Source organism: Microbacterium sp. KUDC0406 (assembly GCF_021582875.1).
Taxonomy (GTDB): Bacteria; Actinomycetota; Actinomycetes; order Actinomycetales; family Microbacteriaceae; genus Microbacterium.
On the sequence record NZ_CP091138.1, the window covers coordinates 2,786,979 to 2,809,422 of the forward strand.

General features: G+C 69.8%; 19 protein-coding genes, 1 tRNA gene and 2 pseudogenes. 9 read left to right on the forward strand and 13 right to left on the reverse strand.

Going from position 1 to position 22,444, the window contains the following annotated elements:
- Positions 1-227: 227 nt before the first annotated feature.
- From mnhG to L2X99_RS13815, 6 genes and pseudogenes are all read right to left on the reverse strand, one after another.
- Positions 228-617, reverse strand: a complete 390-nt coding sequence (gene mnhG, locus L2X99_RS13790; RefSeq protein WP_236126826.1) for a monovalent cation/H(+) antiporter subunit G — start codon at positions 615-617, stop codon at positions 228-230.
- On the reverse strand, positions 614-883 hold the full coding sequence (locus tag L2X99_RS13795; protein ID WP_236135263.1) for a monovalent cation/H+ antiporter complex subunit F: 270 nt from the start codon (positions 881-883) through the stop codon (positions 614-616). Before L2X99_RS13795 ends, mnhG begins: the two co-directional genes overlap by 4 nt.
- Entirely contained in the window at positions 880-1,509 is a 630-nt protein-coding gene (locus L2X99_RS13800) for a Na+/H+ antiporter subunit E (RefSeq protein ID WP_236126230.1), read from the reverse strand. Before L2X99_RS13800 ends, L2X99_RS13795 begins: the two co-directional genes overlap by 4 nt.
- Positions 1,506-3,065, reverse strand: a complete 1,560-nt coding sequence (locus tag L2X99_RS13805) for a Na+/H+ antiporter subunit D (protein ID WP_236126229.1) — start codon at positions 3,063-3,065, stop codon at positions 1,506-1,508. The genes L2X99_RS13800 and L2X99_RS13805 overlap by 4 nt, the downstream gene beginning before the upstream one ends.
- A pseudogene (locus L2X99_RS13810) lies at positions 3,062-3,693 on the reverse strand (Na(+)/H(+) antiporter subunit C). The gene L2X99_RS13805 and the pseudogene L2X99_RS13810 overlap by 4 nt, the downstream one beginning before the upstream one ends.
- On the reverse strand, positions 3,693-6,659 hold the full coding sequence (locus L2X99_RS13815) for a Na+/H+ antiporter subunit A (RefSeq protein WP_236126228.1): 2,967 nt from the start codon (positions 6,657-6,659) through the stop codon (positions 3,693-3,695). The pseudogene L2X99_RS13810 and the gene L2X99_RS13815 overlap by 1 nt, the downstream one beginning before the upstream one ends.
- A 163-nt stretch (positions 6,660-6,822) precedes the next feature.
- On the opposite strand from L2X99_RS13815, the gene L2X99_RS13820 reads away from it, so the two are divergent.
- Positions 6,823-8,310, forward strand: a complete 1,488-nt coding sequence (locus L2X99_RS13820) for a hypothetical protein (RefSeq protein ID WP_236135264.1) — start codon at positions 6,823-6,825, stop codon at positions 8,308-8,310.
- A gap of 58 nt (positions 8,311-8,368) precedes the next feature.
- Here L2X99_RS13820 and L2X99_RS13825 read toward each other — a convergent pair whose 3' ends face one another.
- Positions 8,369-9,418 (reverse strand): LacI family DNA-binding transcriptional regulator, encoded by a 1,050-nt coding sequence (locus tag L2X99_RS13825; RefSeq protein WP_236135265.1) that lies wholly within the window; start codon positions 9,416-9,418, stop codon positions 8,369-8,371.
- Between the two features lie 58 nt (positions 9,419-9,476).
- On the opposite strand from L2X99_RS13825, the gene L2X99_RS13830 reads away from it, so the two are divergent.
- Complete coding sequence (locus tag L2X99_RS13830; RefSeq protein WP_236126224.1) at positions 9,477-10,703, forward strand: MFS transporter; 1,227 nt, start codon at positions 9,477-9,479, stop codon at positions 10,701-10,703.
- Positions 10,704-10,712: 9 nt separating this feature from the next.
- Complete coding sequence (nucS, locus tag L2X99_RS13835; protein ID WP_236126223.1) at positions 10,713-11,408, forward strand: endonuclease NucS; 696 nt, start codon at positions 10,713-10,715, stop codon at positions 11,406-11,408.
- Here nucS and L2X99_RS13840 read toward each other — a convergent pair.
- Positions 11,405-12,568, reverse strand: a complete 1,164-nt coding sequence (locus L2X99_RS13840; protein WP_236126222.1) for an AI-2E family transporter — start codon at positions 12,566-12,568, stop codon at positions 11,405-11,407. The two genes, nucS and L2X99_RS13840, sit on opposite strands and share 4 nt — an antisense overlap.
- 104 nt (positions 12,569-12,672) lie before the next feature.
- Between L2X99_RS13840 and L2X99_RS13845 the strand changes: the two genes are divergently transcribed.
- From L2X99_RS13845 to L2X99_RS13855, 3 genes are all read left to right on the forward strand, one after another.
- Positions 12,673-13,443 (forward strand): HAD hydrolase-like protein, encoded by a 771-nt coding sequence (locus tag L2X99_RS13845; RefSeq protein ID WP_236126221.1) that lies wholly within the window; start codon positions 12,673-12,675, stop codon positions 13,441-13,443.
- Between the two features lie 69 nt (positions 13,444-13,512).
- Positions 13,513-13,923 carry a hypothetical protein gene (locus L2X99_RS13850; protein WP_236126220.1) on the forward strand — a complete coding sequence of 137 codons (411 nt, stop codon included), beginning with the start codon at positions 13,513-13,515 and terminating at the stop codon, positions 13,921-13,923.
- 44 nt (positions 13,924-13,967) lie between these two features.
- The gene (locus L2X99_RS13855) at positions 13,968-15,290 is read left to right on the forward strand and encodes a hypothetical protein (RefSeq protein ID WP_236126219.1); all 1,323 of its coding nucleotides are present in this window, start codon (positions 13,968-13,970) and stop codon (positions 15,288-15,290) included.
- A 70-nt stretch (positions 15,291-15,360) separates the two neighbouring features.
- Here L2X99_RS13855 and L2X99_RS13860 read toward each other — a convergent pair whose 3' ends face one another.
- The gene (locus L2X99_RS13860) at positions 15,361-15,567 is read right to left on the reverse strand and encodes a cold-shock protein (RefSeq protein ID WP_236126218.1); all 207 of its coding nucleotides are present in this window, start codon (positions 15,565-15,567) and stop codon (positions 15,361-15,363) included.
- A 660-nt stretch (positions 15,568-16,227) separates the two neighbouring features.
- On the opposite strand from L2X99_RS13860, the gene L2X99_RS13865 reads away from it, so the two are divergent.
- Positions 16,228-17,784 (forward strand): SLC13 family permease, encoded by a 1,557-nt coding sequence (locus tag L2X99_RS13865; RefSeq protein ID WP_236126217.1) that lies wholly within the window; start codon positions 16,228-16,230, stop codon positions 17,782-17,784.
- 21 nt (positions 17,785-17,805) lie between these two features.
- Here the strand turns inward: L2X99_RS13865 and L2X99_RS13870 are convergent.
- A pseudogene (locus L2X99_RS13870) lies at positions 17,806-19,616 on the reverse strand (SLC13 family permease).
- A gap of 79 nt (positions 19,617-19,695) precedes the next feature.
- On the reverse strand, positions 19,696-20,070 hold the full coding sequence (locus L2X99_RS13880; protein WP_236126216.1) for an SHOCT domain-containing protein: 375 nt from the start codon (positions 20,068-20,070) through the stop codon (positions 19,696-19,698).
- Between the two features lie 120 nt (positions 20,071-20,190).
- Here L2X99_RS13880 and L2X99_RS13885 point away from each other — a divergent pair, with 120 nt between their 5' ends.
- A complete protein-coding gene (locus L2X99_RS13885; protein WP_236126215.1) occupies positions 20,191-21,333 on the forward strand; it encodes a S1C family serine protease in 1,143 nt (380 codons plus the stop codon).
- A gap of 6 nt (positions 21,334-21,339) precedes the next feature.
- Here L2X99_RS13885 and L2X99_RS13890 read toward each other — a convergent pair whose 3' ends face one another.
- A complete protein-coding gene (locus L2X99_RS13890) occupies positions 21,340-21,810 on the reverse strand; it encodes a VanZ family protein (RefSeq protein WP_236126214.1) in 471 nt (156 codons plus the stop codon).
- Positions 21,811-21,973: 163 nt separating this feature from the next.
- Between L2X99_RS13890 and L2X99_RS13895 the strand changes: the two genes are divergently transcribed.
- Positions 21,974-22,153 carry a hypothetical protein gene (locus tag L2X99_RS13895; protein WP_236126213.1) on the forward strand — a complete coding sequence of 60 codons (180 nt, stop codon included), beginning with the start codon at positions 21,974-21,976 and terminating at the stop codon, positions 22,151-22,153.
- Positions 22,154-22,257: 104 nt separating this feature from the next.
- Here the strand turns inward: L2X99_RS13895 and L2X99_RS13900 are convergent.
- A tRNA-Leu gene (locus tag L2X99_RS13900) sits at positions 22,258-22,342 on the reverse strand.
- Positions 22,343-22,444 lie beyond the last annotated feature (102 nt).

Genomic DNA, 22,444 nt, shown 5'->3' on the forward strand with positions numbered 1-22,444 from the left:
GGCGCAGATTTCAGCAACAGATCTCCGGAGTTGCGAAGGGCCGGGGGCGCCGGTCGGCAGCACCCGACCGCCGCCGAACCCGGCTTCAACTCCGGTGAACCGTCAGCAGAACCGGCTGGACCCCGCGGACACTGGCCCCCCACTGGAGATCTCCGGAGTTGCGGCGCGGGGAGGCCGCATCCGTCCGGGCCGCACCTGTCCGGGCGGTCCAGGCCGCGCCGGCCCGCTCAGCCGGCGCCGGGCGGGGTGGTCTTCGACTCGGCGTACTCGTCGACCACCAACTCGCGCTCGTCGACCGAGCCGTTGCGATAGGCCTGTCGGCCCACGATGTGCGCCGACAGCGGGGCGGTCGCGAACTGCATGAGCACCACTGGCGCGACGATCACCAGCCCGATCAGGATGCCTCCGACGCTGCGCTGCGACAGCGCGATCGCCAGGCAGATCATCAGCAGCCCCAGCACCTGGGGCTTGGTCGCGGCGTGCAGGCGCGAGGGAACGTTGCGGAAGTGCAGCAGGCCGACCGCCGCCGACAGGCACAGGATCGCGCCGATCAGGATCAGCACCAGCACCACGACGTCGAGCACGGCGTCGGGGATCTCGAGTCCGAACACGTTCATGAGGGGGTGTTGTCCCTTCGCGCCACGAATCGTGCGACCGCGATCGAGCCGAACACGCCGATCATCGCGATCACCAGCAGCACCGGGATGTTGCGGGTGTGCCCGTGGATGGCCATCTCGGCGCCCAGCACGCACATCACCTCGGTCAGCAGCACGTCGCTCGCGACGGCACGGTCGAGGATCGACGGCCCGCGCACGATGCGGACGAGCGTGAGGATGGCGGCGATCCCGAAGATCACCAGGATGACGCCCAGCAGGATGTTCATGAACCGGGCCCTTCGTGACGGTGACGCTTCGACAGGCTCAGCGGCCCGGAATCGTCGGGTCCCTGAGCTCGAAGGGCGTCCGCGCGCAGCGCGCGGTACTGCGCGGGGGTGCCGAGCGCCCGCACGATCCGGCGCTCCCAGCGGAGCACCTCGGCGCGGAACCTCTCGACATCCGCCTTCGTGTGCACGCCGATCACGTGCAGATAGAGGATGCCCCGGTCGCGATCGGCCTCGATCACGAGCGATCCGGGGATCAGCGACGAGGTGACCGACACGTGCGTCATGATCAGGTCGTCTGCATAGCGCAGCGGCACGGCGATGATCGCGGCGCCCGGCTGACGGCGCAGGTCGAACACCTGGATGGTCACGCTCAGCGCGCCCAGGAAGACGGCCCAGAGGAACTGCACGACGAACAGGAAGGCGTACCAGACGTTGATCCGTCCGGAGAGCTCCACGGTCGGCAGCCGGAACACCCGGGTGACGAACACCGCGATCACGACGCCGGTGACGAACGCGAGCGGCGTGAACTGGTGCCACAGCAGCATCCAGAGCAGCACGAGCCAGGCGAGGAAGGGCAGCTGCACCCACACGTCGTGGGCGAGGCTGCGGCGCGTGTCAGGACTCATCCGCCCGCCTCCTCCTCGAGCTGCACCAGGGTCACCGGCTGCAGCAGGCCGGTGCCGATGCGGTCGCACAGAGCGTACAGCGGCCCGGCGAACACCGTCAGGACCAGGGTGACGCCGACCATCCCGCCGGTCGCGACCGTCATGATCGCGGGGATGCGACGGCGCTCCTGCTGCTCGTCGGCAGCCGGCGCCCCGGCCAGGTACTCGACCCGCCCGTCCACCTCTTCGGCCGCGTCGTCGTCCTCGCGCCAGAACGCCAGGTTCCAGGCTCGCATCAGCGCGTACAGCGTGAGCAGCGACGTGAGGATGCCGCCGCCGATCAGCACGTAGAGCAGCGGCGTGCCGACGTCCGCCGCTGCCTGGAACAGGGCGATCTTGCCCAGGAACCCCGAGAACGGCGGCAGGCCGCCGAGGTTGATCGCCGGCACGAAGTAGAGCACGGCGAGCACCGGCGCCGCCTTCATCAGTCCCTTCACGCGCAGGATACTGGTGCTGCCCGCTCTGCGCTCGATGAGGCCGACCGCGAGGAACAGCGTCGTCTGCACGACGATGTGGTGCACGATGTAGTACACCGTCGCGCCCACTCCGGCCTCGGTCGCGATCGCCAGACCGAAGATCATGTAGCCGACGTGACTGACCAGCGTGAACGACAGGATCCTCTTCAGCTCGGCCTGCGCGACGGCGCCGAGAATGCCGATGATCATCGTCGCGAGACCGACGATCAGCAGCAGCGTGTCGATGCTGTTGTGCGCGAACAGCTGCGTCTCGGTGCGGATCAGCGCGTACACGCCGACCTTCGTCAGCAGTCCTGCGAACACCGCGGTCACCGGTGCCGGCGCCGTCGGGTACGAGTCGGGCAGCCAGAACGACACCGGGAAGATGGCCGCCTTGATGCCGAAGGCGATCACCAGCATCAGGTGCAGCACCAGCTGGGTGTCTTGCGGCAGCTGCGCGACCCGCTCGGCGACCTGGGCCATGTTCACCGTGCCGACGGCCCCGTAGATCGCCGCGATCGCGGCGAGGAACAGGATCGACGACACCAGCGAGACGACGATGTACACCGAACCGGTGCGGATGCGGGACTCCGTGCTGCCCAGGGTGATCAGCACGTACGACGCGACCAGCAGGATCTCGAAGCCGACGTAGAGGTTGAACAGGTCGCCGGCGATGAACGCGTTGAAGATGCCGGCGGCGAGGATCAGGTACGACGGGTTGAAGATCGACGTCGGAGTGTCCTCCGCGCCGTCGGCGGCACCCTGACCGATCGAGAACAGCAGCACCGCGAGCAGCACGATCGCCGAGGTGAGCACCAGCAGCGCGGCGAACCGGTCGACGTACAGCACGATGCCGAACGGGATCGGCCAGCCGCCCACCGAGACGGCGACCGGCTTGCCGGTCTGATCGACGACGACCAGCAGGATCGCCGCGATCACCGAGACGGATGCCAGGGTGATGGCCGACACGAGCACCTGCAGGCGCGGGCTGCGGCCGAACACGAGCGTGACCGCCGCGCCGAGCAGCGGCAGGGCGACGAGCAGAGGGACGAGCGCGTTCACGAGCGGTCCCCCTCGTCCGATTTCGGGTCGTTGAGCGGAGGCGACGAAGGAGCCGGAGACGAAACGTCCCCAGCATCCGCGACGCGTTTCGTCTCGCTCGTCCCTCGCTCGCTCAACGACCGGGGTGCGACATCCGGAACGTCCACGGGCGCGTCGTCCTGGATCGCGGGGTTGTCGCGCATGTGCAGCACGGTGATCGGTGCGGTCTGCTCCCCACGAAGTCGGTCGTCGCGTCGTCGTCGGTGTCGGACTCGTCGTCGAAGACCTCCTCCTCCGAGATCGTGCGCTCGCGGATGGCGAGGTCCTCCTCGTCGTCCGGCACGATGTCGGCCTGGCCCAGCTGCCAGGAGCGGTAGATCAGCGCCAGCAGGAAGGCCGAGACGGCGAAGGTGATGACGATCGCGGTCAGGGTGAGCGCCTGCGGCAGCGGATCGCTGAGATCGCCCTCCTCGCCGAAGAACGGCGCCTTGCCCGGCACCCCCATCACGATGAGCAGCAGCAGGTTCACCGCGTTGCCGAGCAGCAGGAACCCGATCAGCACCCGGGTCAGGCTGCGCTCCATCATGGCGTAGACGCCGCAGGCAAACAGCACGGCCATGACGATGATGAGGGTGAGGGACACGTCCATCAGATGCGCGCTCCCCTCTGCTGATGGGTCCCTGTGCCTGTCGAAGGGCCCTGAGCCTGTCGAAGGGCGGCGGTCTGACGGTCCACCTCGGCGCCGAGACTGCGCAGCACGTCGAGCACCAGGCCGATGACCACCAGGTAGACGCCGATGTCGAAGATCGTCGAGCTGACGAACTCCAGGTGGCCCAGCACCGGGACATCCGCCTCCCACACCACGCTCTGCAGCGGCGCGAGGCCGAAGAACAGCGGGACCACGGCGTCGCCGGCGGCGAGGATGAGGCCGGCGCCGAGCAGGCGACCGGCATCCGTCGGGGCGGCGGCGCCCAGCTCCCAGCGTCCGCCGGCGATGTACCGCATGACCAGGGCCATGCCCGCGACCAGGCCGCCGGCGAAGCCGCCGCCGGGGCCGTTGTGCCCGGCGAACAGCAGGTAGATCGACACGACGATGATCGTGTGGAACAGGATGCGCACGATGACCTCGAGCAGGATCGAGCGGTTCTCGGGCTTCTGCTGCTGGCTGCCGATGAGCCACGCACGGTTGCCGCTGCGGTTCTCGGCGGTCTGGAAGCGCGGGCCGTCTGACGTCTCGATGAGCGGCCGGCGGTCACCGCGCCGACGGGACGTCGCCGGCAGCGCGCGGGTGCTGGAGAGCAGGTCGGCCCGGTGCGAGACGAAGACGAGGGATGCCACGCCCGTGGCCGCGAGCACGAGCACGCTGAGCTCGCCCATGGTGTCCCAGCCGCGCAGGTCGACGAGCGCCACGTTGACGACGTTCTTGCCGTGGCCGAGTTCATAGGCGAGGGCGGGGAACGCCGTGGAGATCGGTTCGGCGATCCGTGCCTGAGTGGCGACGATGGCCACCAGGGCCATCGTCGCTCCCGCGCCGACGGCGAGCAGGGCGCGCGGCAGCCGGCCGACCGAGGCGTTGTGCTCGCCCATCCGGGACGGCAGCCGGCGCAGCACCAGGGCGAAGGTCACCATCGTGACGGTCTCGACGAGGATCTGGGTGAGCGCGAGGTCGGGGGCGCCGCTCGTGGCGAACAGCGCGACCATGCCGAGCCCGGTCACCGACACCAGCACGACGCCGGTGTAGCGCTTCTGGGCGCGCACGGCGAACATCCCGGCCGCCGCCATGATCGGCGCGACCACGATCTGCGTGGGGGTGTGCCACGCAGACAGCTGCATCGCCTCGGGGGCGCCGGTCATCACCAGGGCCGTGGCTTCGGCAGCGATGAAGACCACGAAGATCGTGCCGACGTAGATCGGCAGCGAACCGCGCTGAGTGAGGGTGGTGGTCAGCACGGACAGGCGATCGACCCCGCGCATGACCACGTAGTAGACGTCGGCCGCCGTGAACGGCAGCAGTCGCGGCTTCGCGTCCCACCCGGTGCGGCGGGTCAGCAGGAAGGCGCCGATGCCGATCAGGATCGACAGGATCGAGATGCCCAGAGCCGGCTCGAAGCCGTGCCAGAGCGCGAGGTGTCCGGGACCGTGATCGTCGTCGGGCGCCGTGATCGCATATCCGTGCAGCATGATGTCGAGCGCGGGCGCGGCGATGCCGACGCCGATCGTGGCGCCCGCCAGCAGGATCGGTGCGGACAGGAAGCCGACCGGCGGGTCGGGCCACACCGTGTCGGGCATCCGGCCGCCGGTCGAGTCGCGCTTGGTCCAGAACGCGCCCCACAGGAAGCGCGTGCCATATGCCGCTGTCAGCATGGACCCGAGCGTGACTCCGATGAGCGCGACGAGGCCCCACGGCTCGCCCGCCTGCGCGGCATCCAGCAGTGCCGTGAGCGAGGACTCCTTGGCGACGAAGCCGATGGTCGGCGCGATGCCCATCATCGACGCGATCGAGATGAACGCCGCCGTCGCCATCACCGGCGCCTGCCGCCCGACACCGGACAGCTCGCGGATGTCTCGGGTGGAGAGCTGGCGGTCGATCACACCGACGATGAGGAACAGCGCCGACTTGAACAGCGCGTGCCCGATCACGAGAGCGAGGCCGCCGAGCGCGGCGGCCTGCGTGCCGAACCCGATCACGACCGCGAAGAACCCGAGCTGACTGACCGTGCCGAAGGCGAGGATGCGCTTCAGGTCGGTCTCGCGCAGCGCCTGGATGCCGCCGAGCAGCATCGTGAACACCCCGAGCGAGACGACGATCGGCCGCCACGGCACCGTCTGCGCGAAGACCGGGGCGAACAGCGCGATCAGGTAGATGCCCGCCTTGACCATCGCCGCGGCGTGCAGGTAGGCGCTGACCGGGGTCGGCGCCGCCATGGCACCGGGAAGCCAGAAGTGGAACGGGAAGATCGCCGACTTGCTGATCGCGCCGATCAGCAGCATCACGATCGCCGCGTTCACGAGGGCCCCGGAGGGCGGATCGGCCAGCAGCGCGGAGATGCTCGCCGTACCGGCATCCACGGTCAGGAGCACCGCGCCCACGAACATCACGAGGCCGCCCAGCGTCGTGACCAGCAGCGCCTGCAGTGCGGCACGACGGCTGGCCGCACGACGGCGGTAGTGGCCGATGAGCAGGTAGGACAGGATGCTGGTGATCTCCCAGAAGATCACGAGCATGATCAGGTCGTCGGTGAGGACGAGGCCGTACATGGCACCGGCGAAGCCCAACAGTACGCCGGCGAACTGGCCGACCTCTCGCCCCTCGTCGAAGAAGTACCAGCGGCAGTAGAAGAGCACGAGGGCACCGACGCCGGTGACGATCAGCGTCATGACCCAGCTCAGCGGATCCATGCGCAGCGAGAGGTTCAGGCCCAGCTGCGGGATCCAGGGGACGCTCTCGAACGGCGTGGCCGACGGATCGAGCACCTGAGGGGTGAGCACGAGCGCGTGGACGAAGGCGGCAGCGGGAATGAGGGCTCCGACGGCGAACGCCTGGGCTCCCAGCCATCGGATCAGTGCAGGCAGTAGAAGAGAGCCCGCAAGGAACACGGCGAGGAGCAACGTCATAAGCGGCTCCTCACGCTCGTCGGGCCTTCCGGCTCAGGCGGGCAGTACTTTCACAGTGTATCGGGTGGAGAGCCCGGTCGTTGAGCGAGCGAAGCGAGACGAAACGCTCGCAGATCAGCGAGGACGTCTCGCCTCCTCCGATCGCGCATGCCAGAGTGGGAACGTGCGCGGGGGATGGCGTGAGGCGGCGGGCTGGGCGGCCGCGACGGGACTGGCGGTGTTCGTCGCCGCCCAGATGGCGGCATCGGCGCGATCCGAGCTGCTCTTCCGCGACGGCGATTCTCTGGTCGTCGCGCTGTTCGTCCGATCGGTCCTGGAGGGGCAGCCGCAGGACTGGGCGTTCTCCAGCGTGCTCTTCATGCCCGAGGCCGCATGTTTCGCCCTGCTTCGCCTCGTGCTCCCCTGGTTGAGCGTCGATGCGCTGTTCGCCGTGAACGCGGTCGTGAATCTCGTGGCCCTGTACGGCGCGCTGCGCCTCACCGCCGGCCGTCGCAGTGAAGGACGATCGCCGGTGACGTGGTCACTCGCCGCGTTCGTGGCCTTCGGCCTGCTGGTCGTGCTCGAGACCTCCCCGTCGCGCGACGCGCTGGAGCCGGCGTCGCTGCTGCTGACGACGACGTACTACTCCGCCACGGTCGTGTCCGTGATCGCGGTCGTCGGTCTGGTCCGGCGACACGTAGAGGGCGGATGGGCCGGCATCCCGTACGTCCTCGCTCTGGTCGCCGTCGTGTCGACTCTGTCGAATCCGCTGTTCGCGGCGTGGGCCACCGTGCCGCTCGGTCTGCTCCTCGGGCTCGCCGTGCTGCGACGCCGGCCGCACGCGCCGGCGCCGCTGCTCGCGCTGCTGACCGGAACCGCGGTGGGACTCCTCGCTCGTATTCCCTTCTCGGCATGGATCGCCAACACCGGTGCGGGATACGCCCAGCCGTCGCAGTGGACCCAGTCCCTGCAGTACTACGCATCCCTCGCCGGTGAGCGGCTCACCGCACCCGGCGGCGTCGCCTCGGCTCTGATCACGGTCGCGCTGCTCGCCTTCTGTCTGCGACGCACGATGCGCTGCACCGGCGGAGCGCGTTTCGTGGGCACGGCCGGATGGGTGATCCCGGTGCTCGTCGTCATCGGGGCGGTCGCCCTCGGCACGCATGCGGCCCGCTATCTGCAGCCCGTCGCGTTCGCGCCGGTGCTCTCGCTCGTGGCCCTCCCCCGCAGCATCCGGATGCCGCGGGTCGCCGCGCGCATGGCGATCGCCGCATCCGCCGTCGTCGTGCTCGTGCTGAGTGTCGTCTCGGCGCCCCGCCTGGCGGCGTCGGCGTCCGCCGACGACCGCGACCTGCGCTGCGTGACCGCCTGGATCGATGCGTCGGATCGCACCGGTGCCGGGCAGTTCTGGACCGTTCGATTGCCGAAACTGCACCTGAACGATCCGGCGCAGCTGGTGCAGGTGGACCATACGCTGCGCGGATACGCGTGGCTGGTGAACCGCGCCGACTTCGCCGTCGGGCAGGTCACCTTCCTCGTCGAGGACGCCCAGAGTCAGACGTGGGAGCTGCCCGCGCCAGGCGCCGCACCGGATGCCGTGATCCCCTGCGGCCGCTACACGATCCTCGACTACGCCCGGCATCCGCTGCCGCTGGGTCCGCCGCGCTCCTGACTCCTCCCGTGGCGGGGCCAGGGACGGGACGGACGTGGTCAGGGAGGGCGGGTCGGACTCAGGCGTGCGGAGCCGCGGTGGTCGAACCGGGGCGGAACCGGCAGGTCAGATGCACCGTCTCCCCCGGCTCGCCGTCCAGCATCCGCACGATCTGCTCGCCGGCGGCGCGGCCCTTGCGCACCGCGGGCTGCACCGCCGTCGTCAGCCGGTAGTCGCCCAGCCCGTCCACCGCGATGCCGTCGAAGCCGGCCACGCTGACGTCCTCGGGCACGCGCAGCCCCAGCTCCTCGGCGGCGCGGATCACGCCGACCGCGAGCAGATCGCTCTGCGCGATGACCGCCGTCGGCCGGTTCTCCGGGTCGGAGAGCAGCTCGCGTCCGGCGATCATCCCCTCGTCGATCAGGCTTCCCGCCGCGCTGATCGCCGGCGCGCCGGGGTACACCTCACGCGCACCTGCCAGCCGGTCCACGGTGACGTCGACCGTCGCCGCGGCGATCTGCTCCGGCGTCACGAGGCCGCGCCGCCGCTCGGCGTCCAGTGCGAGCGTCACGAGCGCGACGCGCTCATGCCCCAGTTGGAGGACGTGCCGGGCGACCTCCGCGGTGGCCTCCCGGTTGTCGAGGGTGATCCGGGGACCCCTCCCCGCGTCGCCCTCGATGACGACGACCGGCAGCCCCCGTCCGCGCACGATCTCGAGCGCCTCGCGCGTGCGCGCCGAGCATCCGATCAGCACGACCGCATCGACCGGTGCCTCGGTGACGGGGTGCGCGCCCTCGCCGTCCGGGTCGTCGCGCAGCAGCAGCAGGCCCGCACTGGCCTCGGTCAGTGCGTCGGTCAGCCCGTCCATCATCGCGGTCGTGACGGGATCGAGGAACGCATGCCGCAGGTGCCCGCCCAGCACGACGGCGACGATCCCGCTCCGTCCCCGTCGCAGCGACGCCGCGCGCGGGTCGGGTCCGGCGTACCCGAGTTCGGATGCTGCGGCGAGCACCTTCTCGCGGGTGCCCTCGGCCACGTTCACCTTGCCGCTGAAGACGACCGACGCCGTCGACGTCGACACGCCGGCGGCGTGCGCCACGTCGGCGAGAGTCGGACGGCGGTCGTTCATACTCCCGAGCATAACCCGCGGGTTCACAACCTTCGAATCGATTCGATACGATGGCGGGATGGACCCCGCCCTGACCCGTTCGCAGTTCGTGCGCTGGCGCGCCGCGATCTTCGCCATCTTCCTCGCCAGCGGACTGTCGATCGCGACCTGGGCGTCCCGGGTGCCCGACATCAAGGTCGCGCTCGAGATCGACAAGGCGCAGGTCGGCGCCCTGCTGCTCGCCGCCGGGGTCGCCTCGATCATCGGCATCTCCACGAGTCCCGCGATGATGGCGCGCACCGGCGCGCGGCGGGGGATGCTGGTGATGATGCTGATCTTCGGCGTCGGCGTGGCCCTCATCGGCCTCGGCACGAACGTCTTCGGATCGGTCCCGATGGTCATCGCCGGTCTCGCCATGTTCGGCTACGGCAACGGCAACCTCGACGTGATGATGAACGTCGAAGCGACCGCGATCGAGCAGCAGATGGGCAAGACGATCCTGCCGGTGTTCCACGCCTTCTTCAGCCTCGGCACCGTGCTCGGCGCGGGTGCGGGCGCCCTGGCGGTGGCGATCGGCGCCGATGTCGCCGCGCACGCGACCACCATGGCCGTGATCATCGTCGTCGCCGCCGTGGTCTGCTATCTCAACGTCCCCGCCCGCGAGGCCGCCCTCGATCCGGAGCCGCAGGAGAGGCCGCACTGGCGCGAGCGGATGCATGTCGCCCTGTCGGCCTGGCGCGAGCCGCGCACCTACGCGCTCGGCGTCGTCATGCTGGGCATGTCCTTCGCCGAAGGAGGCGCGAACGACTGGCTCGCGCTGGGCACCGCCGAGGACCACGGCGCCGGTCCCGCCGCGGGTGCGGCCGCCCTCGCGGTGTTCTCGGTGGCGATGACCGTGGTGCGCCTGTTCGGCGGGCCGCTGGTCGACCGCTTCGGCAGGGTCGCCGTGCTGCGCATCCTCGCGGTCACGGCTGCCGGCGGCATCCTGCTGTTCATCCTCGCCCCGAACACCCCGCTGGTGTTCGTCGCGGCCGCACTGTGGGGGATCGGCGCCTCGCTCGGCTTCCCGCTGGGGATGTCGGCCGCGGCCGACGACCCGGCGAAGGCGGCCGCGCGGGTGAGCGCCTGCGCGACGATCGGCTACGTCGCGTTCCTCGGCGGGCCGCCGGTGCTCGGCGTCATCAGCGAGCACGTCGGCCTGCTCAACACGCTGTACATCCTCGTGGTGCTCGCCGCGCTGTCCGGCCTGTTCTCCGGAGCGGCGCGTCCGCTCCGCCAGGACGAGATGGCCACCGCGAAGAAGTAGGCTCGACGGGTGCGTCTCGTCATCGCCCGCTGCGCCGTGGACTACTCCGGCCGCCTCAACGCCCACCTGCCCCCGGCCACCCGCGTGCTGATGCACAAGGGCGACGGCAGCCTGCTCGTGCACTCCGACGGCGGCAGCTACAAGCCGTTGAACTGGATGAGCCCGCCGTGCTCGCTCACCACGGAGGCCCCCGGTGAGGACGAGGCCTCCGCCGGCGTCGTCGAGGTCTGGCGCGTCACGCACAAGAAGACCGGCGATGCGCTGCGCGTGCAGATCTACGAGGTCCTGCACGACTCGGCTCACGATCTGGGCATCGATCCCGGTCTGCGGAAGGACGGCGTCGAGGCCGACCTGCAGCGGCTGCTGGCCGAGCAGGTCGACCTGATCAGCGAGGGCGCCACGCTGGTGCGCCGCGAGTTCCCGACGGCGATCGGCCCCGTCGATCTCATGGTGCGGGATGCCGGGGGAGCGGCCATCGCGGTCGAGGTGAAGCGCCGCGGCGACATCGACGGCGTCGAACAGCTCACCCGCTACCTCGAGCTGCTCGGCCGCGATCCGCACCTCGCTCCGGTGCAGGGCGTGTTCGCCGCGCAGGAGATCAAGCCGCAGGCCCGCGTGCTCGCCGAGGACCGCGGCATCCGCTGCCTCGTCCTCGACTATGAAGGCATGAAGGGCACCGAGTCGGGCGCTCCGCGCCTGTTCTAGCCGACGTCCGGCGCGATCGTCTTCGCGTCCTGCGCGGGGATCGTCACCTGACGGATGATGATCAGCACCGATGCCGTGATCGGGATGGCGACCAGTGCGCCGAGCAGGCCCATCAGGGCCGCTCCGGTCATCGCGCCGATGATCACCAGCACGCCCGGCACTGCCACTGCCTTGCCCATCACGCGCGGCGTGACGAAGTACGCCTCGATCTGGATGTAGGCGAAGTAGCCGATCAGGAAGATCACCGCGGGCCAGGGTCCGATGAACAGCGCGGCCACGGTCCCCACCACCAGGAAGATCATCGAGCCGACCATCGGCACCAGCGTGATGAAGAACGCGCCGATCGCGAGCAGGACCGCGATGTTCGATCCGATCAGCAGCTGAAGAACGAACACGACGGCGGCATTGATCGACGACAGCGTCAGCCCGCCCGCGACGAATCCGCCCACGGATGCCGTGATCTGATCGGTGAGACTCGAGAAGGTCGCCCGTCGGTACTGCGGCACCAGCATCGCCAAGGACCTCTTCATGGTCTCGAGAGACGCGATGAAGTACAGCGTCAGCACCACCACGAGCACGGTGCTGGAGATGCTCGCGACGACGCCGCCGGCGGCCTTGAGCACGCCTCCCGAGATCGCGAGGAAGGACGACAGGTTGGCGATGGATGCCAGTCCGTCGGCGATGACGGACTCGAGATCCACCCCCAGGGCGTTCTCGATGCTCTGGTACCAGTCGGTCGTCTGCGCGTGCGCGAGCCATTCCGGCGCGGTCTCGACGATGTGCACGAACTGCCGCACCATGGCCGGCACGATGAGCAGCACGATCGCCACGACGACGGCGAGCACCGCGACGGCGACGGTCACGATCGCCCAGGGCCTCTTCATGCCGACGCGCTGCAGCTGCCGCACGGCGGGGTCGAGGCCCAGTGCCAGGAACAGCGCGAGGAACAGAGACATCAGCACGGACGACAGCGAGACGAACACGAGGGCGAGTGCGATCGCGAGCAGCACGCCGATCGCGACGAGGAAGCCCGAGCGCAGGGGAGCGGCGGGCAGGATGCGCCGGGGCCGGCTGCCCTCCACGCCCCGCGGCGCGCGCGCCGGGGCGACCTGTCCCGTCGCCGTTCCGGCCGCGTCCTCGCCGCCCTCGTCGCTGCTCACCCCTGCACCGTAGCGCCGCGCGGAACGCCGTGTCCGCGGGACTCGCCCTGCACGGATGAGATGAGCCCGACGGCTCGTCTCACGCGCCGCCATAGGCTGGACGCATGCCCGACGCTTCGACAGGCTCAGCGACCCATCCACCCGCAGCGACCCACACTTCGACAGGCTCAGCGACCCATCCACCCGCAGCGACACATGCCGGCTCCGCGCCCCACAGGCCCTTCACCTGCATCCTCTGGGACGTCGACGGCGTGATCGCCGACGCGTCCGCCGGCATCCTGCCCCGGCTGCGCGAGGTCTTCACCTCGTACGGGATGCAGCCCCCGGCCGCCGAGGAGCTGTCGCGCTGGATCGGGCCGCCGATGTACGAGTCGTTCCAGCGGTCCGGCATGGATCTGGAGCGGTCGCTCGAGGCCGTCGGCCGCTACCGCGAGCTCGCGGCGCGCGACGGGTATGCGGCCTCGGTCGCGATCTACCCCGGCATCCCCGAGGTGCTGCGCGCCGTGCGGGATGCCGGCATCCCGCAGTCCACGGCCAGCTCGAAGCCCGAGAACCAGGTGCTCGCGATCCTGGAGCACTACGAGCTGATGGATCCGTTCACGGTCGTCGCCGGCTCGCTGCCCGACCCGCGCACGGGTGGCAACGAGGACAAGGCGACCGTCATCGGTCGCGCCCTGGAGCTGCTCGGGGCCGCCGGTGCCGACGTCTCCCGGCCGGTGCTCGTCGGAGACCGCGTGCACGATCTCGAGGGCGCCGCGCAGTACGGCATTCCGGTGATCTTCGCGGAGTGGGGTTTCGGCGACGCCGCAGAGGGCCGGGAGGCGATCATGCAGGTCGAGAGCGCGTCCGACCTGAGACGGGCTCTGCTCGGCTGACAGCAGGGTACTGTACCGTGATCTAGGCGTGTCGCGGTTCGTCGTGCGATCAGAAGAGAAGGAGCAGCTGTGGCTGAGGTGCCATCCACCCGCAAGGTGCAGATCACTGTTCCCGTCGCCGACACCAGCGTGATCGAATGGCTCGATCTGCAGTACTCCTCGTCCGAGTCGGTACGGCGGCTGATCCGCGAGGCGATCGCCCGCGAGGGCTTCGTCGACGTGGCGAACCGTCCGGTGCGTCCGCCGGCCAGTCCTGCATACGTCGCGCAGGACTTCCCCGCCGACGACGCGGTGCCCGACACCGCCGATCCTGACGACGTCGTCCCCGCCACCGAGGCGGCACCCGCCGCTCCCGGAGCGGCATCCGCGCCCGAGGCGGCACCCGCCGAGACGCGCCGGTCCTCGGCGCAGACCCGGCGCTCGCGCTCGTCCAGCGACGCGGCGGCCTCGGCCACGATCGACGACCTGCTCGGCTTGTAACGACTTCCCCATTCACCCGACGACTCGGAACGAAAGGCCCCTCCATGAGTTCGGACATCATCAACCTGACCGGCGGCATCGACGTCGGCAACGGCTACGTCAAGGGCATGATCCTCAACACCGACACCGGTGTGCGGGACCGCATCGACCTGCCCAGCGCGATCGTGGCGACCCCACGGCAGTCGCCGAAGGTGCCCCTCGAGGACGCCGAGGCCGCGCAGACCATGAACGACTCCGAGGAGGACTTCTACAACCGTCTCGACGCGTCGTTCTCGTCGCCGCTGGTCTCGGACAGCGACCGGCGCATCTTCGGGCGCTCGGCCCTGAGCGTGCGCGGCTCGGTGTTCAGCGAGTTCGAGGTGCACGACGGTCACGCCAGCAAGGCCGACCAGCAGCTGAGCAAGATCCTCGTGCTGGGCGTGTACGCCGCCAAGGCGCTGCGCGACTACGTGCGCGAGCACGATGCGCTCCCCGACCACGAGCTGCGCGTCAAGGTGCGCACCGGTCTGGCCCTGCCGATCAGCGAGTTCGTCGCCCGGCGCTACGGCTACGCCGGCGAGTTCATCGGCTCGAAGGGATCGGCCGTGCACCTCGTCACGATCAAGAACTTCAACACGCCGGTCAGCATCCGCCTGGAGTTCGTCGACGTGCAGGTGGTCGCCGAGGGCGCCTCGGCGCAGTACGCGATCTCGGACAAGGGCGAGCCCCTGGCCGACGCCCTGCTCGCCGACCTGCGCTCGCGCGAGGCCGACATGCTCCCGGGCGTGACCGGCGCCGACCTGGTCGCCGCGCAGAACACCATCGGCATCGACGTCGGCGAGGGCACGGTGAACTTCCCCGTGTTCACGAACGGCCGGTTCAACGCCGAGGCCGCGTCCACGCTCGACATGGGCTACGGCACGATCCTCGAGAACGCACTCGACCGTCAGGACGAGGCCGACCTGCGCTTCACCAGCCGCAAGCAGCTCGCCGACTTCCTGCAGAGCACCCCCTCGGTGCTGCAGCGCAATCGTCACCAGCGCGCCGTGGTCCTGGTCGAGCCCGACGTGAAGCACCTCGTCGAGCAGATCCGCCGCTCGTTCAGCGAGACCCTCAGCCAGTCCGGTGAGTCCACCGAGGTCGTGTACGTCTACGGCGGCGGCTCCGGTCCCATCAAGGACGAGCTCTACCCCGAGCTGATCAACGCCGCCGGTGACGTGCCCGTGCTGTACCTCGACGCCCGGTACTCGCGTCACCTCAACCGTGAGGGTCTGTTCCTCGCCGCGCGCGCGGCCGAGGAGGCCGCCGAGGCGGCTGCGGCCGCGGTCAAGACCGCGTCCGAGAGCGGCCGCCGCGCCGGCCGGAGCACCGCGAAGGCCTCTGCCTGATCCGCATCCGAATGCGCGAGAACCCCGCCGGGCTGCCGATGGCTGCCCGGCGGGGTTCTCGGTTACCGCCTCAGAGGGGCCGGATGTTCTCCGCCTGCAGGCCCTTGGGACCCTGCGCGATGTCGAACTCGACCCGCTGGTTCTCTTCGAGAGTGCGGTAGCCGGAAGACTCGATTGCGGAGTAGTGCGCGAACACGTCGGCGCCACCCTCATCAGGGGAGATGAAGCCGAAGCCCTTCTCCGAGTTGAACCACTTGACCGTGCCCTGGGTGCTCATGTACTGCCGTTCTGCTTGTTGCGAAGCCGACGCGGGCTGCACCGACTGCTGCTAACGCTAGCCGAGACGGGGTACAGGTGGGGAGACCCGATTCGAAGGTGACGAAAATGTTGCATCCGCGCACTTGACGGATGCTGCTTCTTCGCACCGCTCGGGCAAAGTGATGGCCCTCACCGCGGGGGGAGCGATGAGGGCCGAAGACGACCGGAGGGTGCGTCAGATCCAGCGTACAGCCTCTGTCCCCCTTTCGGGGACATTTCGTCCCCGAAAGGGGGACAAAACGGGCGATCGGTGGCATCATAGTTGCACGACCTTCTCCGTCGATCCAGTGGGGACTGGGACGCAGAGCAGATCGTAGGGATTCCCGCACTCGTTTCTGGGGGAACGGGGCCATCTTCTGGGGAGATGGGAGGCACCTTCTGGGGAAGGTGACGAGGCACAGGAATCCGGGAGGCGGGAGCAGCCGGGGGAGGGCCCGACACAACCGCAGACACAACGAAGGCCGGGAGAGCACCTCCCGGCCTTCGATGTCTCTCGGGCGCGTCGTCTCCGGCGATACCCTGATCGGGTGGGCACAAGAACAGCAGCACAGCGAAGTCCGTTCGTGCCCGCAGGCCACCGGAGGCTGATCTCCAGAGACCAGCCGGAAGGATCCGTCCCGTGGACCCGCTGATCACCACCTTCGTCGTGCTGGGGGCGGCGATCGTCGTCTTCATCACGAACCGCCTGCCGGCGCCACTCGTGGCGCTGCTGGTCGCCCTCGCGCTTTACGTGACCGGGGCGGTGACCTTCGAGCAGACCATCGCCGGGTTCGGTGATCCGATCGTGGTGTACCTGGCCGGACTGTTCGTGGTGAGTGAGTCGCTCGAGGCCACCGGGGTCACGGCATGGGCAGGGCAGCAGCTGACGAGGCGGGTCGGCGATCGCAGGTCGGCGGTGCTGATCGCCCTCATGCTGCTCTCGGCGCTGCTGACCGCGCTGATCAGCGTGAACGGGGCGGTGGCCGCGCTGGTGCCGGTGGCCGTCGCGCTGGCCGCGCGTATCAAGCAGCCGCCGTCCCAGATGCTGATGACGGTGGCCTTCGCCGCGCACGCGGGCTCGCTGCTCACGATGCTGGGCACGCCGATCAACGTGCTGGTCTCCGAGCTGTCGATGAACGCCGGCGATCGGGCGTTCGGCTTCTTCGAGTTCGCCATCGTCGGTGTGCCGCTGCTGGTCGGCGTCGTCATCATCTGCTCGCTGCTCGGCCCGAAGCTGCTGCCGCACCGGACCCCCGCCAACGCCCCGTCGGATCTGAGCGACTACGCGGCGACGATCGCCGCGCAATACGGACTGGACCCGAAGGTGGCCCTCGCGGGCGCGGAGTACGGCCTCGCCGAGATCGTGATCCCGCCGCGTTCTCCGTTCATCGGCGACCACGTCTTCCCCGGCATGCGGATGGAATCGGCGAACCTGATGATCGAGGCGGTGCAGCGCGGCGGCTCGCACATCGAGGCCACCGATCTGCGGGCCGGTGACGTGCTGGTCGTGCGCGGCGCGTGGGACGAGCTCGGCCGCGGTGCGACGCAGCGCGGCGTCGTCAGCGTCGAGGACCCCGACCGGCTGCGCCGCAGCACGGTCGCGTGGAACCCGCGTGCGACGATCGCGGTGTCGGTCCTCGCCGCGATGTGCGTGCTGCTCGCCACCGGTCTGGTGCCGCCCGCCATCGTGGTGATGGGCGCCGGTGCACTGCTGATCGGCCTGCGAGTGATCACGGTCGGGCAGGCGCAGCGCTCGATCTCGCTGACCACGCTGGTGGTGGTCGCCGGGATGATCCCGCTGTCCACCGCGATCCAGACCAGCGGCGCCGCCGACCTGATCTCGGACACCCTGCTGTCGTGGTTCGGGCAGGGTTCGCCGACGGTGCTGCTGGCCGGCATCGTGGTGGTCGTGATGGTGCTCGGACAGTTCATCAGCAACCTCGCCACGGTTCTGATCGTCGCGCCGATCGCGATCGCCGTCGCGGAGTCGGCGCAGGTGTCGCCGCTGCCGATGATGATGGCGATCACGGTCGCGGGTGCGGCATCCTTCCTCACCCCCGTCGCGACGCCGGGCAACCTGATGGTGCAGGAGCCAGGCGGCTACCGTTTCGGGGACTACTGGAGGCTCGGCCTGCCGTGCCTGTTGCTGTTCGCCGTCGTCGCGATCTTCGTGGTGCCGCTGATCTGGCCGTTCTGAGCCGCCTCCGCAGGGGCTCCCTCAGAGCGGCAGCAGCAGCGGCACGAGCAGCATGCTCACCACCAGTGCGATGAGCGTGAACGGCGTGCCGATCCTGACGAAGTCCGCGAAACGGTAGCGGCCGGGCTCGACGACGAGGGTGTTCACCGGCGACGACACCGGCGTCATGAACGCCGACGATGCGGCGAGCGCCACCATCATCGCGAACGGATACGGCGAGGCGTCCAGGTGCACGGCTGTGGAGATCGCGATCGGCGCCATGAGCACGGCCGTCGCGGTGTTCGACACGAACAGGCCGATCACGGCGGTCAGCAGGAAGACGGCGCCGAGCAGCACCGTCGGCCCGGCACCGCCGAGGGCCGCGAGCAGACCGTCGACGACCAGGTCGACGCCGCCGGTGCGCTGCAGCGCGAGGGCGAACGGCAGCATGCCGACGATCAGCAGCAGGGTGGGCCAGTGGATGGCACGGTACGCGCTGACCATGTCGACGCAGCGGAAGATCCCCATCAGCAGGCAGGCGATCAGTGCCGCGATGACGTTCGGCACGATGCCGGTGACCATGAGCACGACCATCACGAGCACGCTGGCGATCGCGAAGATCGCCTGATTGGCTGCGGGGGCGACCTCGGCCGACTCGGCGGGGAGATCGAGCAGGATGTAGTCGCGACGGAAGCGGCCGAGCGCCTTCACCGCGTCCCATGAGCCGGTGACGAGCATGGTGTCTCCCGCCGCGAGCCGCACATCGGCGAAGTCGCTCTCGACGGTGCGGCCGCCGTGCCGCACGCCGACGACCCGCAGCCCGTGCGCGGCGTCGAACCGCAGCATCCGCACGCTCCTGCCGATGGCCGCGGAGTCCGGGGCGACGAGAGCCTCGGCCATACCGACCTGGCGGGAGTAGTCCTCGAAGAATCCCTCGGTCATCGGCTGCGGCTCCAGGCGCAGCCGGCGCAGGTCGGATGCCGGGAATCCGGCATCCGTGAACAGCATGTCGCCCTTGGCGACCACGACGTCCTCGGCGGTCAGGTGCACGGTCCGCCGGAACAGGCGGGAGCGCTCGATCATCATCACCCGCGCGCGACCGCCGTCCTGCAGGTCGAGGTCTGCCAGCCGGCTGCCGATCAGCGGTGAGCGGGCTGCGACGCGGAAGCGGTGGGTCCGGGCATCCACTCGGTAGTCGGCGATCAGGCTGCCGAAGGTGCGTCGCGAGTCCTCCGTCGCACCGGCCTCGCCGGCGAGGAAGCGGCGGGCGATGAGCATGTAGCCGATGCCGAGCGCCAGGATCACCAGCCCGAACGGCGTGATCGTGAAGAATCCGAAGCCCGTCAGGCCGGCGCGCTGCAGCTCGGCGTCGATCACCAGGTTCGGAGTGGTGGCGATGAGCGTCAGCATGCCGCTGATGAGGCCGGCGAAGCTCAGCGGCATCATCAGCATGCGGGTGGGGATGCCGGTGCGCGTGGCGATGCTCACCGCGACCGGGATGAAGATCGCCACGACGCCCGTCGAGCTCATCACCGCGCCGAGCAGAGCGACCGACAGCATGAGCAGCACGATCAGGCGGGCTGCGCTCGCCCCGCGGTGCGGGCGAGCCAGTCGCCGAGCCGGTACGTGACGCCGGTGCGCGAGAGCCCCTCGCCGACGACGAAGAGCGCCGCGATCAGCACGACGTTCGGATCGGCGAACCCGGCGAGCGTCTCGGGCACCGTGAGGATGCCGGTGAGCGGCAGCGCCACGATCATGATGACCGCGACGACATCCATGCGTGGCCGCCCGATCGCGAACATCGCCACGGCTGCGACGAGCAGCACCAGCACGATCGCGAGGTCGGTGGTCATCGGTGGTCTCTCACATCACTCGTCGTGCAGGGGTCGACCTGCCGGCGCCGGATGCCCGGACGACGGCAGATCGCGGGGGTCAGGCCAGGGCCTTGGCCTTCAGCTTCTCGTACTCCTCGGTGGTGATGGTGCCCGCGGCGAGCAGCTTCGCGGCGTCCGCGATCTCGTCGGAGGCGCTCTTGCCTGCGGCCTGGCGGATGTAGGCGTCGGTGGCCTGCTGCGCCTGTCGCGCCTGCGCGGCGCTGCGCTCGGCCATGCCCCTGCCTCGCGCGATCAGGTAGACCAGCGCGGTGAGCCACGGCACGAAGATCAGGAAGATGATCCATACCGCCTTCCATCCGCCGCCCAGCTCGCGGTCGCGGAACAGGTCGCCGAAGATCGAGAACAGCACCATCAGATAGGCGACGAAGATGAAGATCTCGAAGAAGAACCAGAGCAGCTGCCAGAAGTCCATGACGTGCCTTTCGTCGGTTGAAGTCGTCGATTCGAACGTTAGTGGTTTCCTGCCGCGATGTGGGGTGCGCGCGGGCGATCCGGTCCATAATCGAGCCAGAAGAGGCGGAACGGGGCCATCATGAGCGACGTCGAGTCGGGTTCGATCGAAGCGGATGCTGAGGGGCCGGATGCCGCGTCCGTCCAGACGCCGTGGTGGCGGCGCCCCTGGGCTCTGGCCACCGGTGCGGGCATCGCCGTGATCGCGCTCGGCATCGGCGGCGGGCTCATCGGCTCCGGCATCCTGAACGGGTCGCGAGGTGCAGGTGCCTGCGATGCGATCTCGGTCTCGGAGCGCGCACTTCCTTCGGTGGTCACGGTGTGGGCGACCGGGCAGCGCGGAAGCGGCAACGGCAGCGGCGCCGTCATCGACGCGGACGGATTGATCGTCACCAACGACCACGTGATCGCGCCCGCCGTCACCGGCACGCGTGTCACCGGATCGCTCGCCGTGACGCTCGCCGACGGCGAGCGCCTCGACGCCGAGCTGGTCGGGCGCGACCCGCAGACCGACCTCGCTGTACTGCGCGTCTCGCGCGACGGCGGCCTTCCCGAGATCGCGTTCGGCGACTCCGCGCAGGTGCGCACCGGACAGCCCGTGGTGGCGCTCGGCGCGCCCCTCGGCCAGTCGAACACCGTCACCTCGGGCATCATCAGCGCGCTGAACCGCTCGCTGACGCTGCCCACCGGCGACGGGGGAGTCACGGTGATCACGGGCGCGCTGCAGACGGATGCGGCGATCAACCCCGGCAACTCCGGCGGCGCGCTGGTCGACTGCGACGGCCGCCTGATCGGCGTGAACACCGCCATCTCGACCGTGCCCGACAGCGAAGGCGGCGGATCGGGCGGCAGCATCGGGATCGGCTTCGCGGTGCCGTCGGACACCGTGCAGGCGATCACGGACGAGCTGGTCGCCAGTGGTCGCGTCGACCATCCGTCGTTCGGCATCGAGGTCAGCACGCTGACGCCGTCGGCCGCCGCGCAGTTCGGCGTGCCGCCCGGGCTCGTGATCACCTCGGTGGTCGAGGGCGGCTCGGCCGACCAGGGCGGGCTGCAGGTGGGCGACCTGATCACACGGATCGGTTCGCAGTCCGCGCCGACGGCCGCGCACCTCGCCGCCGTGACCGTGCGCGCGGCGCCGGGTGACGAGGTCGAGGTGACGTTCCTGCGCAGGGAGAAGACCCGGACGGCGACGCTCACGCTGCAGCCGAATCCGGCATCCTGAGCGGGGTCACCGGGATCGCCGGACGCGCCGCGCGCGGGTGAGGCCGTCGCGCAGCAGGCGGACCAGGCCGGCGACGATCGCCCCGGCGAGGGCACCCGCCGTGTTCCACAGCACGTCGCCGAGGTCGGGGACGCGCCCCGGGATGCGGGCCTGGATCGTCTCGACGCCGAAGGAGAGCGCGAACGCGATCAGCGGGGCGAGGATCCACCACCGTCTGCTCAGCAGCAGTGCGAGCGCGGCGCCGAGCGGAACGAACAGCAGGGCGTTGAGCGTGCCCTCGATCTGCAGGAAGGTCATCGGTTCGACGACCGGACCGGCCCAGACGTGTGCCAGATGCATGAATGCTCCTCGTGCGGGCGCCACGATCCTGCGCGGCGCGACGGTGAGTGCGAGGACTCCGGCGAGCGCCAGCATCGTCACGAAGACGCGCGGCGCGACGGACGACGGCGGCGAGGGCGTCGGAATCGGAGAGGTCATGCCCCCACTCCACCCGATCGGATGTTGCGTGAGCGTATGCGTTCGCACCGCTGCGCCCGACCACGAGCAGCGAGCCGGCGGCTTGTACGCCTCTTGCGGTGCACGGGTCAACCCCTTGGGGAAGCGAAGAGCCTCGGCCGAGAGTGGTGGCGGAGGTAGAACCATGAGCGATCCCACGAACCCCACGCCGCCGTCACCCGGTCCGGACCCGATGTACCCGCCGACTCCGGAGGAGCCGACCGCGCCGCATCCCGACGAGCCCCTGCGTCCCGGCCCCGACGAGCCGCTGCGTCCCGGCCCCGACGAGCCGCCTCTTCCGGGGGCACCGGAGCCCATCATCTGAGGCTCGCGCGTACGCGCGGAGGTGCCACCGCTGCACACCGGAACGGCCTCGGGCGAATAAATGAGTAGGGCCCCGGGTCTTCGACCTGGGGCCCTACTCATTCGGTGCGCGAGGGGGACTTGAACCCCCACGCCCTTGCAGGCACTGGCACCTGAAGCCAGCGCGTCTACCTATTCCGCCACTCGCGCATGTCGGTCCGCGGACGAACCAACCTCCCAAGGCTATCACGCGATTCCAGCACGTCTGAACACGCAGCATCCGCCGCTCGAGAACAGGAGGAACGCCGGGAAC

What these genes read in the sequence shown, in the direction of transcription:
- mnhG (WP_236126826.1), bottom strand. Translation starts at nt 617, where the DNA reads ATGAACGTGTTCGGACTCGAGATCCCCGACGCCGTGCTCGACGTCGTG.
- L2X99_RS13795 (WP_236135263.1), bottom strand. Translation starts at nt 883, where the DNA reads ATGAACATCCTGCTGGGCGTCATCCTGGTGATCTTCGGGATCGCCGCC.
- L2X99_RS13800 (WP_236126230.1), bottom strand. Translation starts at nt 1,509, where the DNA reads ATGAGTCCTGACACGCGCCGCAGCCTCGCCCACGACGTGTGGGTGCAG.
- L2X99_RS13815 (WP_236126228.1), bottom strand. Translation starts at nt 6,659, where the DNA reads ATGACGTTGCTCCTCGCCGTGTTCCTTGCGGGCTCTCTTCTACTGCCT.
- L2X99_RS13825 (WP_236135265.1), bottom strand. Translation starts at nt 9,418, where the DNA reads ATGAACGACCGCCGTCCGACTCTCGCCGACGTGGCGCACGCCGCCGGC.
- L2X99_RS13830 (WP_236126224.1), top strand. Translation starts at nt 9,477, where the DNA reads ATGGACCCCGCCCTGACCCGTTCGCAGTTCGTGCGCTGGCGCGCCGCG.
- L2X99_RS13845 (WP_236126221.1), top strand. Translation starts at nt 12,673, where the DNA reads ATGCCCGACGCTTCGACAGGCTCAGCGACCCATCCACCCGCAGCGACC.
- L2X99_RS13855 (WP_236126219.1), top strand. Translation starts at nt 13,968, where the DNA reads ATGAGTTCGGACATCATCAACCTGACCGGCGGCATCGACGTCGGCAAC.
- L2X99_RS13860 (WP_236126218.1), bottom strand. Translation starts at nt 15,567, where the DNA reads ATGAGCACCCAGGGCACGGTCAAGTGGTTCAACTCGGAGAAGGGCTTC.
- L2X99_RS13880 (WP_236126216.1), bottom strand. Translation starts at nt 20,070, where the DNA reads ATGGACTTCTGGCAGCTGCTCTGGTTCTTCTTCGAGATCTTCATCTTC.
- L2X99_RS13885 (WP_236126215.1), top strand. Translation starts at nt 20,191, where the DNA reads ATGAGCGACGTCGAGTCGGGTTCGATCGAAGCGGATGCTGAGGGGCCG.
- L2X99_RS13890 (WP_236126214.1), bottom strand. Translation starts at nt 21,810, where the DNA reads ATGACCTCTCCGATTCCGACGCCCTCGCCGCCGTCGTCCGTCGCGCCG.
- L2X99_RS13895 (WP_236126213.1), top strand. Translation starts at nt 21,974, where the DNA reads ATGAGCGATCCCACGAACCCCACGCCGCCGTCACCCGGTCCGGACCCG.